The following is a 13,349-nucleotide window of genomic DNA, read 5'->3' as shown; positions in this document are numbered from 1 at the left end:
CGTCCGCTGTTCCCCCGCGCGTCATTCGACAGGCGTGTACATGTCACGGCGTCAGCTCTACGCTGTCGCCGCCCGCACCCCCCACCTCCCCCGTACGGAGGCTCCCGTGCCTGCTCCGTCCTCCTCGGCTTCCCCCACGGCTTCCCCCTCCACCTCTCTTCTCCGCCGCTCACGCCGCCACCGGGCCGGTGCGCTCGCCGCGGCGTTCGGGCTCGCCGCGGCCGGCCTCGCCCTCCGGGCCGGCACCGGCTTCGGCGCCGAGCCGGCCGCGGCCGCCGTGCCCACCCCCGACCATGTGGTCGTGGTGGTCTTCGAGAACCACGCCTACGGCCAGGTCATCGGCAGCTCCAGCGCCCCGTACATCAACTCCCTGGCCGCCGGGGGCGCCAGCCTCACCGCTTCCTACGCCGAGACCCACCCCAGCCAGCCCAACTACTACGCCCTCTTCTCCGGGGACACCCAGGGCGTCACCGACGACAGCTGCGTCGACCCGGGGTTCAGCGACGCCCCCAACCTCGCCGCCGAGCTGACCGCGGCCGGCAAGTCCTGGGCGAGCTACAACGAATCGCTGCCGTCCGACGGCTCCACCACCTGCAAGAGCGGCCGCTACGCGCAGAAGCACAACCCGTGGTTCGGCTTCAGCAACGTCCCCACCGGCTCGGCGCACACCTTCGACGCGTTCCCCGGCGACTTCTCGCAGCTTCCCACGGTGTCGTTCGTGGTGCCGAACCTGTGCGGCGACATGCACGACTGCTCGGTGTCCAGCGGTGACACCTGGCTCAAGAACCACCTCAAGAGCTATGCCGACTGGGCCCGGACCCACAACAGCCTGCTGCTGCTCACCTTCGACGAGGACAACCGGCTCAGCGGCAACCGCATCCCCACCGTGCTGTACGGCCAGCCGGTGAAGCCCGGCGCCACCTCCCCCACCACCTACAACCACTACGACGTGCTGCGCACCCTGGAGGACATGTACGGCACCGCGCACGCGGGCAAGGCCGCCGACGCCAAGGACATCAGCGGCATCTGGGCGAGCTGAGGTGTATCTCGCAGACCGCCCGGCCGCCGCCACTCCGGCGGAGGTCGGGCGGCCCTCCCGGGTGCGGCGCTCCGTGGCCGCGCTGCCCTCCACGGTGCTCATCCTGGGCACGGTGAGCCTGATCACCGACGTCTCCTCGGAGATGATCACGGCCGTTCTCCCGCTCTATCTGGTCGCCGAACTCGGGCTGTCCCCTTTGGGGTTCGGGGTGCTGGACGGGGTCTACAACGGGGTGAGCGCGCTGGTCCGGCTGGTGGGCGGGCGGGTGTCGGACCGGGACGGGGGCGGCGTTCACAAGGCGGTGGCCGCGGTGGGGTACGGGCTGTCCGCCCTGTGCAAGCCGCTGCTGCTGATGGTGCACTCGCTGCCGCTGATCGGTGCGGTGCTGGCGGTGGACCGCACCGGCAAGGGACTGCGGACCGCCCCACGGGACGCGATGATCTCGCTGGCGGCCGAACCGGCCGTGCGCGGGCGGGCCTTCGGGGTGCACCGGGCGATGGACACGGCCGGCGCGCTGGGCGGACCGCTGGTCGCGTTCCTGCTGCTGCGGGCGGCCACGGACGGCTACGACGCGGTGTTCACGGTCAGCTTCTGCGTGGCCGTACTGGGCGTGCTGGTGCTCGTGCTGTTCGTCCCCGGCCGCGCCCGGGACACCGCCCGGCGCACCGGTGAACGGGCCCCGGTCCGGCCGCGGATGCCGGTGCGCGCCCTCCTGGGCCGGTCGGAGGTGCGCCGGCTGACGGCGTGTGCGGTGCTGCTGGGGCTGACCACCGTCAGCGATTCCTTCCTCTATCTGGCCCTGCAACGACGGCTGGACCTGCCGGCCGGGTGGTTCCCGCTGCTCCCGCTGGGCACGGCCGCGGCGTTCCTGCTGCTGGCCGTGCCGCTGGGGGCGGTCGCCGACCGGCTCGGCCGCCGGCGGCTGTTCCTGGCCGGGCATCTGGCGCTGCTGTGCGCCTACGGCTTGCTGACGGCCCCGCTCGCCGGCGGCCCGCCGCTGGTCTGTGCCGTGCTGGTGCTGCACGGTGCCTTCTACGCGGCGACCGACGGAGTGCTGGCGGCCGCGACCGCCGACGCGGTGCCCGAGGAGGTCCGGGGCAGCGGTCTGGCCCTGGTGCAGACCAGCCAGACCGCCGCCCGCTTCGTCTGCTCGCTCGCCTTCGGCGCCGCCTGGACCGCGTGGGGCGACCGCACCGCCGTACTGGCCGCCGCCCTCGGCCTCGCCCTCGCCGCGGCCCTGAGCGCCCGCCTGCTGCACCACGCCACCCCGGCCCCGGCTCCCGCCACTCCCCCGTGACGGCCGAAGCCGTGCTTCCTTCGCACCCGCCCCGCCCCCCTCCTACGCCACCCGCTCCTCCCCGACCGCCACCAGCAGTTGGCAGGGCAGTTCCGGACCGCCCTGCCCCACCCCCACGCCTATCCACCGGCCCCGCACCCGCCAGCCGTGCATCCGCGGGACATAGCCGCAGAGCGTGTCCAGCGGCGGACGGACCGGCAGGCCCTGTGCCTGCCGCTCCAAATGAGCGGTGAGATCGACCACTTCGGCCGGCCCCCACCGTAAGGACAAGGCCTGCACCAGCGCCGTCAGCCCGTCCGCGAACTCCTCCTCGACCTCCGCCGCCTCGGCCGGGTCCACGTCCCACAGATCCGGGCCGGTCCGCAGCGCGGCTATATGGAAGCCCGGCCCGCTCTCGGCCATGGCGGAACGGACCCGCCCGGCCGGGAAGTCCCGCGCGCGCCACAGGTCGATGGCCGTCAGCTGCTCATCCAGCGTCATGCCCTCAGTAAACCGTCCGGGTCTGACAATTGACTCCCCGCGGACGGACCGCGCTCGCGGCACTCGCCGCGCACCGCACGTCCGGTTACGATCCGCCCACACGGCGAGCGAGGGAGCGGACGTTGGGGCGGCTCACCGGCGGGGACCCGTCCCTGCTGCGACGGATCAACTCCACGGTGGTGCTGCACGCGCTGCGCGCCGCCGACTCCCCCACACTCACCGATCTCGTGCGCGCCACCGGCCTGTCCCGGCCCACGGTCGAGGGCGTCGTCGAAGGGCTCATCGAGGCCGGTCTGGTGGCCGAGGCCGCCGCCGGGGCGGGTGCGACGCGCCGACAGGGACGGCCCGCCCGCCGGTTCCGGTTCCGCACCGAGGCCGGCCATCTGCTGGGCATCGAGATCGGCCCGCACCGTGTCGCGGCACTGCTCTCCGACCTGGGCGGCCGGGTACGCGACAGCGCACAACGGCCCGTGGCGGAGACCGCACCGGCCGAGGAGCGACTGGAGCAGGTGCGCGCCCTGGTCACCGAGCTGCTGCGCCACTCCGGCGTGCCGCGAAGTGCGCTGCGCGCCGTAGGGGTCGCCGGCCCCGGCATCGTGGAGGCGGACGGCACGGTACGTCTGAGCACCGCCCTGCCGGGCTGGACGGGCCTGCGGCTGGGCGAGCGGCTGCGGCGGTCCTTCCGCTGCCCGGTGCTGGTCGAGAACGACGCCAACGCCGCCGCGGTGGCCGAGCACTGGCAGGGCGCGGCCACCGGCTCCGATGACATCGTCTTCGTGCTGGCGGGGCTCAGCCCGGGGGCCGGTTCGCTGATCGGCGGACGGCTGCACCGCGGCTTCGGCGGCGCCGCGGGGGAGATCGGCGCACTGCATCTGCTCGGCCGTGAGGCGCGTCCGGAGAAGCTGCTGTCGACGACCGGAACGCCGCTGCACCCCCTCGACGAGGAGCAGGTAGGGGCGGTCTTCGCGGCGGCGCGGGAGGGCGCGGCGCAGGCCCGGGCAGCGGTGGACCGCTTCCTGCGGCGGCTGGTGCACGATGTCGCGGCCCTGGTGCTGGCGCTCGACCCGGAACTGGTGGTGATCGGCGGCCGGGCGGCGGGTCCGGCCGGTGTACTGGAGCCACTGCGCACGGAACTGACGCGCTACTGCCTGCGCCCGCCCCGGGTCGTCCTGTCACAGCTGGGCGAGGCGGCCATCGCCACGGGGGCGCTGCGGCTCGCGCTCGACCATGTGGAGGGTGAACTCTTCGACGTACAGGGTGCAGTGACGAGCCGTCAGTGAGTGTTCGGAGGCCGGTGTCCGCCCTGCCCGGTGCGCGACCACCGCCCCGCCCCGCCGGCGGCTCAGCCCGCGAGCAGGGCGATCGGGTCGCTCTCGCCGAAGGTCAGGCGGCAGGTGTCCGCACGGTAGGTGGCGACCGCGACGGCCATCGTGCGCCCCGCCGAGACATAGCGGGTGGTGACGACCAGGACGGGCGCGCCCGGCAGCCGGTCCAGCTGCTTGGCGTCCTCCGCACGGGCCGAACCGAGTTCGACGGTGCGTTCGCGGCCGGTGAGCTCCAGCGTCTGCAACGCGCGCAGGACCGTACGCGCGCGGGCCTGGGCGCCCGGTGGGACGGCGGCCGCGCAGCCGGGAACCACGGCGGACGGGACGTAGAGCAGTTCGGCGGCGACGGGCTGATCGTGCGTGACCCGGCTGCGGCGCACGAGGTGCACCCGGTCGCCGGGGGCCGTCTCCAGCAGACGGGCCACCGCGGCGGGCACCTGGTCCGTCTCGACGGCGTCGACCGGCAGCCAGTCGTCCTCGCCGACGCCGGGCCAGGTGTGGTGGGCGGATTCGACGGCGACGCCGACCCGGGGCGGGGCGACCATGGTCCCGACACCGCGGCGGCGTTGCAGTCGCCCCTCCAGCTCCAGCTGTTCGAGGGCCTGCCGCAGCGTGGCGCGGGCGACGCCGAAACGGGCCGCCAGATCCCGCTCGTTGGGCAGGATCTCGCCGACCGCGAACTCCGAGTCCAGCGCCTCGCTCAGCACCGTCCTGAGTTGCCAGTACTTCGGCTCCGGCACCGTTTCGAGTTGCCTGGTCCCCACCGTTGTCCTCCGCACCGGCCGTCACCCCGCGGGGCGTTGCCCCGATGGACCGCGGGCCCGCACCCATGCCCTACGCCGGGGCCCGTTCCGCGCGCCCGGTCGGGGCGCTGCTTTATGAAAGGTTGTTGCAGTATCCCGACGATATGGGCGCCCCCACCCTTGGTCAAGACCAATCCCGGGCCACCGCCCGGACCCTGCCGCTCCGCTTCCGACCGGTCCAACGGACTCCGGTACGCCGCTCCGCCACCCCGCGGGATCACCCGTTGCCGGTCCCGGCTGCCCCATACCGCTCAGTAGCCTCAGCTGGCATCGTGTCAGTGCACACCCCGCGCCACCGCACACGCACCGCACCCCCGAGGAGTTCCCATGGCCGCCCCGGTCTCCTTCGCCCATGTCACGCCCGAGGACCGGCCGCCGTTCACGGTCGCGTACGAACGCAAGGGCGCGGGCGAACCGATCGTGCTGCTGCACGGCATCGGCCACCACCTCCAGGCCTGGCACCCGGTGACCGACATCCTGGCCGCGTCCCACGAGGTCATCTCGCTGGACCTGCCGGGCTTCGGCGCCTCCCCCGCGCTGCCCGGCGACGCCTCCTACGACCTGGACACCGTCCTCCCGCTGCTCACCGCCGCGTTCGCCGAGCTGGGGGCCGAGCGTCCGCATGTGGTGGGCAACTCGCTGGGCGGGCTGCTGGCGCTGGAGCTGGGCCGCCGGCGGGCCGTCCGCTCGGTCACCGCGCTGTCGCCCGCGGGCTTCTGGACGACGGCCGAGCGGCGGTACGCCTTCGGTGTGCTGCGCGGCATGTACGCGGGCGCGCAGGTGCTGCCGGAGCCGATGCTGGAGACGCTGGCCCGCTCCCCGCTCGGCCGCGCCTCGCTGACCGGCACCATCTACGCCCACCCGGGCCGCCGTTCGGCCGATGCCGTGGTCGCGGAGACCCGGGCGCTGCGGGACGCGACCGGCTTCGCTCGGACCCTGGCCGCCGGGCGGGGCGTGCGGTTCACCGACGATGTCCCGCACGTGCCGGTGACCATCGGATGGGGCAGCCGCGACCGGCTGCTGCTGCCCCGTCAGGGCGTCCGCGCCAAGCACACGATTCCCGGCGCACGGCTGGTCCGGCTGCCGGGCTGCGGACACGTACCGATGAACGACGACCCGGCGCTGGTGGCGCGGGTGGTCCTCGACACGGTGCGGTAGGGCGGACGGGGCCTGGCAGCAGAACGCCGGGCCGGTCAGCAGGGGCGGTCAGGGGGTGCGGCCGGGCCGCGGCTCTACCGGGAAGCTCTGTTCACCGACGGCCCCTGCGGAGCACCCGAACTCCTCGCCCGTACCTACGCGTTGGACCAATCCCGCGGCGACAGCACCAGCCGGTAGCCGTCCGGGTCCTCCAGGGTGACGCCCCACTCGTCCCAGTAGGGGTTGTGGGCGGCCACCCGCCTGCCCCCGTTGCGCTCCAGGCGGGCCACGAGGTCGGCCGGCACCGCCTCGCCCAGGTAGACCACCAGCAGATCATCCGCCGTGGGGGACGGTGCGAGCGTGCCCGAGGGGTCGACGGTCAGCTCCAGGTGCCAGTGGGCGTCCGGCCAGCCGAGCATCAGCAGGGCGTGCTCACCTGGCTCGCCGTCGTGGCGGTACAGCTCGGTGAGGCCCAGGCCCTGCTTCCAGAAGCGGCCGGCCGCGGCCAGATCGCGGGACGGGCGGGCGATGCGGACATGGGCTGAGCCGTTGGCCGGCATACGGGGTCACCTTTCTCCCGGCCGCCCCACGGCGGCGCGTAGCAGAAACGTAAGGGCCGTGGCGGCATCCTGGCGATCGGCCGTTGGTCTTGCGACCATGGCCCGGGTCCGGCGGGTCGCAGGGCCCGGGACCCGTTCGGGCTAACGGGGCACGCACCGTGAACGGGCCGCTGTTCACCGTCCGTTCGACTGTGGGGCACCGGACAGCGATACCAACGGGGCGGCAGTGAAACCGGTCGAGGCATGGAGGTTCGGTATGGCGCAGGAATCCGGCGGCGGCTTCGGGCGGCGCGCACTGCTGCGGGGCGCCGCGGTGGGGTCGGCGGCACTGGCCCTGCCCGCGCTCTCCTCCGCCGCGCCGGCGCAGGCCCGCAGTGGCCGGCCGGCCGCCGGCTGGGGCGTACAGGCGGGCGATGTGACGACGTCATCGGGGCTCATCTGGGTGCGGTCGGACCGGCCGGCCCGGATGGTGGTGCAGACCGCGGCCACCGAGTCGTTCCGCCATGCCCGGTCCTGGACCGGTCCGCTGCTCGGGGCGGGCACGGACTTCACCGGCGTCACCTCGCTGCACGGCCTGCCCCCGGGGGAGCAGATCCACTACCGGGTGCTGCTCGCCGACCCGGACGACCCGCGGCGCACCGGCGAGCCGGTCGCCGGCACCTTCCGCACCGCACCCGCGGGACGTCGCGCGGACGTCCGCTTCCACTGGTCGGGCGACCTCGCCGGGCAGGGCTGGGGCATCAACCCGGACCGCGGCGGATACCGCATCTACGAGGACATGCGCCGCCGGAACCCGGACTTCTTCCTGTGCAGCGGCGACAACATCTACGCGGACAACCCGATCACCGAGAAGGTGACCCTGCCGGACGGCCGGATCTGGCGGAACGTGACGACCGAGGAGAAGGCTAAGGTCGCCGAGACCCTCGCGGAGTTCCGCGGCGCCTTCCGCTACAACCTGCTCGACGACAATCTGCGCCGCTTCAACGCGCAGGTGCCGACGATCACGCAGTGGGACGACCACGAGGTGCACAACAACTGGTACCCGGGTCAGCTGCTCGACGACGACCGGTACACCGAGAAGGACGCCGATGTGCTCTCGGCGCGGTCGCTGCGTGCCTTCAGTGAGTATTTCCCGATCCGTACGCTGCGGCCCGACGGGCACGGCCGGGTCTACCGGGTGGTGCACCACGGTCCGCTGCTCGATGTCTTCGTGCTGGACATGCGCCGTTACCGCGACGCGAACTCGCCGGGCCGGCAGACCGACGACCGCCAGGGCATCCTCGGGGCAGCGCAGCTGCGCTGGCTCAAGCGGGAGCTGTCCCGCTCGCGGGCGGTGTGGAAGGTGATCGCCTCCGACATGCCGCTGGGCCTGGTCGTCCCGGACGGCAAGACCGACTTCGAGGCGGTGGCGCAGGGCGATCCGGGCGCACCCCTGGGACGCGAGTTGCAGCTCGCCGAGCTGCTGCGGCACATCAAGCACGACAGGATCACCGGCACCGTCTGGCTCACCACGGACGTCCACTACACCTCGGCGCAGCACTACGCGCCGGAACGGGCCGCGTTCAAGGATTTCGAGCCCTTCTGGGAGTTCGTGTCCGGGCCGCTGAACGCGGGAGGTTTCCAGGCGGTGAAGCTGGACGGAACCTTCGGGCCCACTCAGCCGTTCCTCAAGGCGCCGGACCGCGCCAACACCTCCCCCGCGGAGACACCGCAGAATTTCGGGGAGATCGACATCGACGGCGCGAGCGGGGAGCTGACGGTCAGGCTGCGGCAGGAAGGCGGAACGGTGCTGTTCACCAAGGTGCTTCAACCGGGACGGGCAGGACAGTAGAGGCCAATGCGTCGATTGCGTCTTTTACCCGTCGGACACAATGTGTTGGCGATCAGGCAACACCTGTCCGCCAGGCTGGTGTGCATGACTGAAGCATCTTCTGCGCATTCCGCCCGCCGCCCGCACCGGCGCCGGGACCTCATCGGGCTGGCCGCCCTGTTCACCGCCGTGGCCATGGCCGGCACCCTCGCCCCGGCGGGCCCCGTCCTGCTGTGCTGCGCCGCGGTGGCGCTGCTGGCCACGACGGGCTACTACGCCTGGCGCTCACGGCGCCACGAAAACGCCCCGCCGCCGACCGATACCGGCGCCACGGCGCCGTCCCCCGCCGGTCCGGCCCCCCGGGCCGCCGGCCAGGAGACGACGCTGTGGCGGATGCGGACCACGGTCCGGGACGAGCCGGGCAGCCTGGCCGTGCTGTGCACGGCGCTGGCCGGGGAGCGGGTGGACATCCTCAGCCTGCAGACCCACCCGCTGTCCGACGGCACGGTCGACGAGTTCCTGCTGCGCGCGCCCGCCGCGCTGCAGTCCGCGGAGCTGACCGGCACGGTGTCCGGCGCGGGCGGCACGCACTGCTGGCTGGAGCGGGCCGACACCCACGACCTCGTCGACGCCCCGACCCGGATGCTGGGCATGGCGACCCGTACGGCTCTGGACTCCGCCGAACTCCCGCTGGCGTTGCGCCAGTTGCTGGGCCGCTGCACGATCCACTCGGTGCCCGCGCGCTCGCTGCACGGCCGGCCGCTCGCCGAGCAGGTGCCCACCGAGGGCGTGCTGGAGGAGCACCGTATGAAGTTCCGCGACTCCTCCGGGGGCTCGCTCACCATCGAAAGGCCGCAGTTGCCGTTCACGCCCACCGAGTTCGCACGGGTGCGCGCGCTGGTCGAACTGGACGCCCGGCTCGGCCAGCGGGTGCCGCCGCGGCGTGATGTGCTGACGCTGCCCGAGGGCAACGAGATCACGATCCGCCGCGCCGACACCTCCGATCTGACCGCGGCCCGCGAGATGCACGAGCGCTGCTCCCCGCAGACCCTCGCGCTGCGCTACCACGGCCCGGTCGGCGACGCGGACCGCTATCTCGACCATCTGCTCAGCCCGCGGTACGGGCGCACCCTGGCGGTGGAGACCGCGTCCGGCCGGCTGGTGGCGCTCGGCCATCTGCTGTGGGACGGCGACGAGACCGAGATCGCCCTGCTGGTCGAGGACGCCTGGCAGCAGCGCGGCATCGGCGCCGAACTGCTGCGCCGGCTGGCGACGATGGCGGCCGAGACCGGCTGCACCAGCGTGTACGCGATCACCCAGGCCTCCAACACCGGCATGGTGGCGGCGATGCGCGGACTCGGCCTGCCCCTCGACTACCAGATCGAGGAGGGCACGCTGGTGATCACCGCCCGCCCGGCGAGCCTGTCCCCGCGCCGCGCGCCCCGCGAGACCGTACGGATCGAGGAGATCCAGCAGATCCAGGACGCCTCGGGGCGCCGCTGAGCACCCGCTCTCCGCGGCCCCGCGGTCCAAGTGCGAGGGAGCCTGCCGGGCGTCGCGGCGCCCGGCCGACTCCCTCGTGCGGCGCCGGGCCGCCCTCGTCACGAGCCATTGGCCGATTGCTGGTGACGCGGCGGGCCATCCGTACGAGGATGGCCCCATGCCCCACACCACAACCCCCCAGAGCGGTCCGCTGCCCCGCCAGGTCGCCGACGCCTATGTCGACGCCTTCGTGGAACTGGACCCGATCGCCGGTACCTTCCTCGGGATCCCCGGGAGTTCCGGCCGGCTCCCCGACTTCTCACCGACCGGCCAGGAAGCGCTGGCCCAGCTCGCCCGTACGACGCTGGAGCGGCTCGCCGAGGCCGAGGCCCGGCCGGGCGCGGAGCTGCCCGCCGAGCAGGTCTGCGCGCGGCTGCTGCACGAGCGGCTGACCGCCCAACTGGCGGTCCACGAGGCGGGCGAGGGCCTGCGCACCGTCAGCAACCTCAGCTCGCCCCTGCACAGCGTCCGCGAGGTTTTCACGGTCACCCCCGCCGAGACCGACGAGGACTGGGCGGCGATCGCCCGGCGGCTGCGGGCCGTGCCCGCCGCGCTGGAGGGCTACCGCGCCGCGCTGGACGCCGGCCGCAAGCGGAACCTCCCCGCCGGCCCGCTCCAGGTCACCACGGTCATCGGCCAGTTGGACGAGTGGATCGGCACGGACCGCAGCTGGTTCGCCGAGTTCACCGCCCCGGGGCCGCACGCGCTGCGCGGCGAGCTGACCGAGGCCGCCGCCCTGGCGACCGGCGCCCTGGTGGAGCTGCGCGACTGGTTCCGTGACAGCTACCTCCCGGCCGTCGCGGACGCCCCGGACGTGGTGGGCCGGGAGCGCTACGCCCGCCTCGCCCGCCACTACAACGGCGCCGACATCGACGCGGACGAGGCCTATGTCTACGGCTGGTCCGAATTCCACCGGCTGCTGGCCGAGATGGAGACCGAGGCGGAGCAGGTGCTGCCCGGCGCGAAGACCCCGTGGGAGGCGCTGGCCTGGTGCGATGAGCACGGCGAGGCGATCGAGGGGGTCGAGGAGACCCGGCAGTGGCTCCAGTCGCTGATGGACGAGGCCATCGAGGCGCTCGACGGCACCCACTTCGAACTGGCCGAGCGGGTACGCCGGGTGGAGTCGCGGATCGCCCCGGCCGGCAGCGCCGCCGCCCCGTATTACACCCCGCCGTCGCTGGACTTCTCCCGTCCCGGCCGGACCTGGCTGCCGCCCATGGGCGAGACCCGCTTCCCGGCGTACGACCTGGTCTCCACCTGGTACCACGAGGGGGTGCCCGGCCATCACCTCCAGCTGGCGCAGTGGGTCCATGTCGCCGACCGGCTCTCGCGCTACCAGACGACCGTGGGCATCGTCAGCGCCAACGCGGAGGGCTGGGCGCTGTACGCCGAGCGGCTCATGGACGAGCTGGGCTTCCTGACCACCGCCGAGCGGCGCCTGGGCTATCTGGACGCACAGATGATGCGGGCCATCCGGGTCATCATCGACATCGGCATGCATCTGGAGCTGGAGATCCCGGCGGACTCCCCCTTCCACCCCGGTGAGCGCTGGACGCCGCAGTTGGCGCACGAGTTCATGGCGAGCCACTGCAGCCGGCCGGCCGACTTCGTCGAGAGCGAGATCGTCCGCTACCAGGGCATGGCCGGCCAGGCGATCGGCTACAAGCTCGGCGAGCGGGTGTGGCTGCGGGGCCGGGAGGCGGCCCGCGCCCGGCACGGCGCGGACTTCGACCTCAAGGCCTGGCACATGGCCGCGCTGTCCCAGGGCTCGCTGGGCCTGGACGATCTGCTGAGCGAGCTGTCGGCGCTCTGACACCGGCCCCGGGACACGGCGGCCGGCCGACCCGTCCGGTGCGGTGCCCGGCCGCCGTCCGTCCGTAGGGTCCGCTGACATGACAGTGGACCCTACGGGCGGCCCGCCGCTCCTTCTGTTCCCGGGCGACCCGCTCCGCCCGCGGCGTCCCGATCCGCACTTCGCGGCCGAGGCCGCCACCGCGCACTCGGCCGGTGCCGGGTGTGCGGTCCTGGACCACGAGGCGCTGCTCGCCGGGGACGCCGAGGGGGCGCTGGCCCGGGTGCCGCGGGGCGCCGGACCGGTCTGGTACCGCGGTCGGCCGCTGCCCGCCGCGCACCATGCCGCGCTCGCCGCGGCCCTCACCGCGCACGGCGGCCGGCCCCTGACCTCCCCCGCCGCCTACCGCACCGCCCGGGAACTCCCGCGCTGGTACGCCACGTTCCGCGCCCTGACACCGCCCAGCGGCTGGCTGGCGTGCGCCCCCGGCCGGGTCCCCGAGCCGTCCGCGCTGGCCCGTCTCGCCGCCGGGCTGGGCGCACCGGGCCGCCCGTGCCCGCTGCTCGTCACGGACTGGGGCGCATCCGGCGGGCACGAAGCGGAGGACACTTGCCGCCTCCCCGACGGGGCCGACACCGACCGGCTGGTCTCGACCGTCGGCCGCTACCTGGCCCTGCGGGGCGAGCGCCTGACCGGGGGTGTGGCGCTGCGGGCCGTCGAGCCCCTCGATCCGGTGGGTGTGGCCCGGGTGTGGTGGGTGGACGGTGAACCGGTGCTGACCGGCCCGCACCCCGGCGCTCCCGAGCTGCGGCCGCTTCCGGATCTGACCGCCGTGGCGCCCGCGGTCCGGGCACTGGGCGCGCGCTTCGTCACCACGGATCTGGCGCGGCGCACGGACGGGGTCTGGCGGGTGCTGGAGGTCGGCGACGGTCAAGTGGCCGCGCTGCCCCCGGGGGTGGACCACCGCCCGTTGTTCGAGGCCCTGGTCACCGCGGGCGCCGGCCATCCGCTGACCCTCGCGGCCGGCCGGGTCGCGCTGCGCGCCCTGCTCCCGGCCACCGCCGCCCGGGTCGCGGACGGCGAGGCCGCCGGCTTCGACTGGATCGACGGCGCACCGGCCGCGACCACGTCCGGCGCCGCCGGCATCGCGGTCCGGGCCGCCGCGGCGGGCCCCTGCCGCCCCGGCTGGGGCGTCTTCGTCCTGACCGACGCGGCCACCGGCACGGCGCTCGGCAGCATCGGCTTCCACGGCCCACCGGACGACGAGGGCTTCGTGGAGATCGGCTACGACCTGTCCCCGTCCGCACGCGGCGCCGGATGGGCGACCGAGGCGGTCCGGCTGCTGACCGGGTGGGCGACGGACCGCCCCGAGGTCCGGATCGTGTGCGCCCTGACCGAGCCGGAAAACGTCGCCTCGCAGCGCGTCCTGGAACGGGCCGGCTTCCGCTTCGCCGGGGAGCGCGAGGGGCTGCGTGCCTACGAGGTCCGCGCGGTGCCGGACGCGGGCGGGGCCGTGGCCGGGGAGCGGCTCAATGCCGGTAGCCACCCCCGGAGTTGATGACCT

At 74.1% G+C, this 13,349-nt stretch carries 11 protein-coding genes; 8 read left to right on the top strand and 3 right to left on the bottom strand.

Going from position 1 to position 13,349, the window contains the following annotated elements; translation table 11 throughout:
• Nucleotides 1-106 precede the first annotated feature (106 nt).
• Together IEY78_RS04090 and IEY78_RS04085 are read left to right on the top strand one after the other, a co-directional pair.
• Nucleotides 107-1,039 (top strand): alkaline phosphatase family protein, encoded by a 933-nt coding sequence (locus IEY78_RS04090; protein ID WP_229699690.1) that lies wholly within the window; start codon nucleotides 107-109, stop codon nucleotides 1,037-1,039.
• 1 nt (nucleotide 1,040) lies between these two features.
• Nucleotides 1,041-2,336, top strand: coding sequence for an MFS transporter (locus IEY78_RS04085; RefSeq protein ID WP_189096120.1), 1,296 nt, complete (start codon nucleotides 1,041-1,043; stop codon nucleotides 2,334-2,336).
• A gap of 42 nt (nucleotides 2,337-2,378) precedes the next feature.
• On the opposite strand, the gene IEY78_RS04080 is transcribed toward IEY78_RS04085, so the two are convergent.
• Entirely contained in the window at nucleotides 2,379-2,816 is a 438-nt protein-coding gene (locus tag IEY78_RS04080) for a hypothetical protein (protein ID WP_189096119.1), read from the bottom strand.
• Nucleotides 2,817-2,938: 122 nt separating this feature from the next.
• On the opposite strand from IEY78_RS04080, the gene IEY78_RS04075 reads away from it, so the two are divergent.
• Nucleotides 2,939-4,096, top strand: a complete 1,158-nt coding sequence (locus IEY78_RS04075; RefSeq protein ID WP_189096118.1) for an ROK family transcriptional regulator — start codon at nucleotides 2,939-2,941, stop codon at nucleotides 4,094-4,096.
• Nucleotides 4,097-4,158: 62 nt separating this feature from the next.
• Here the strand turns inward: IEY78_RS04075 and IEY78_RS04070 are convergent, their stop codons facing one another.
• Nucleotides 4,159-4,905, bottom strand: coding sequence for a GntR family transcriptional regulator (locus IEY78_RS04070; RefSeq protein ID WP_189096117.1), 747 nt, complete (start codon nucleotides 4,903-4,905; stop codon nucleotides 4,159-4,161).
• Nucleotides 4,906-5,271: 366 nt separating this feature from the next.
• On the opposite strand from IEY78_RS04070, the gene IEY78_RS04065 reads away from it, so the two are divergent.
• Complete coding sequence (locus IEY78_RS04065) at nucleotides 5,272-6,102, top strand: alpha/beta fold hydrolase (RefSeq protein ID WP_189096116.1); 831 nt, start codon at nucleotides 5,272-5,274, stop codon at nucleotides 6,100-6,102.
• 134 nt (nucleotides 6,103-6,236) lie between these two features.
• Here the strand turns inward: IEY78_RS04065 and IEY78_RS04060 are convergent, their stop codons facing one another.
• On the bottom strand, nucleotides 6,237-6,641 hold the full coding sequence (locus IEY78_RS04060; RefSeq protein WP_189096115.1) for a VOC family protein: 405 nt from the start codon (nucleotides 6,639-6,641) through the stop codon (nucleotides 6,237-6,239).
• 256 nt (nucleotides 6,642-6,897) lie between these two features.
• Between IEY78_RS04060 and IEY78_RS04055 the strand changes: the two genes are divergently transcribed.
• The 4 genes from IEY78_RS04055 to IEY78_RS34950 all read left to right on the top strand — a co-directional run bounded on the left by IEY78_RS04055 (nucleotide 6,898) and on the right by IEY78_RS34950 (nucleotide 13,343).
• Entirely contained in the window at nucleotides 6,898-8,472 is a 1,575-nt protein-coding gene (locus IEY78_RS04055) for an alkaline phosphatase D family protein (protein WP_189096114.1), read from the top strand.
• Nucleotides 8,473-8,556: 84 nt separating this feature from the next.
• The gene (locus IEY78_RS04050; RefSeq protein ID WP_189096113.1) at nucleotides 8,557-9,954 is read left to right on the top strand and encodes a GNAT family N-acetyltransferase; all 1,398 of its coding nucleotides are present in this window, start codon (nucleotides 8,557-8,559) and stop codon (nucleotides 9,952-9,954) included.
• A 157-nt stretch (nucleotides 9,955-10,111) separates the two neighbouring features.
• Nucleotides 10,112-11,806: a DUF885 domain-containing protein gene (locus IEY78_RS04045; protein ID WP_189096112.1), complete on the top strand. Its 1,695-nt coding sequence runs from the start codon at nucleotides 10,112-10,114 to the stop codon at nucleotides 11,804-11,806.
• A 79-nt stretch (nucleotides 11,807-11,885) separates the two neighbouring features.
• Nucleotides 11,886-13,343, top strand: coding sequence for a GNAT family N-acetyltransferase (locus tag IEY78_RS34950; protein ID WP_189096111.1), 1,458 nt, complete (start codon nucleotides 11,886-11,888; stop codon nucleotides 13,341-13,343).
• Nucleotides 13,344-13,349: the final 6 nt, after the last annotated feature.

This window comes from Streptomyces kronopolitis (genome assembly GCF_014646275.1).
GTDB classification, from domain to species: Bacteria; Actinomycetota; Actinomycetes; order Streptomycetales; family Streptomycetaceae; genus Streptomyces; species Streptomyces kronopolitis.
Note: the sequence above shows the minus strand (reverse complement) of the source record. Positions and strands in the feature narration are given on the sequence as shown.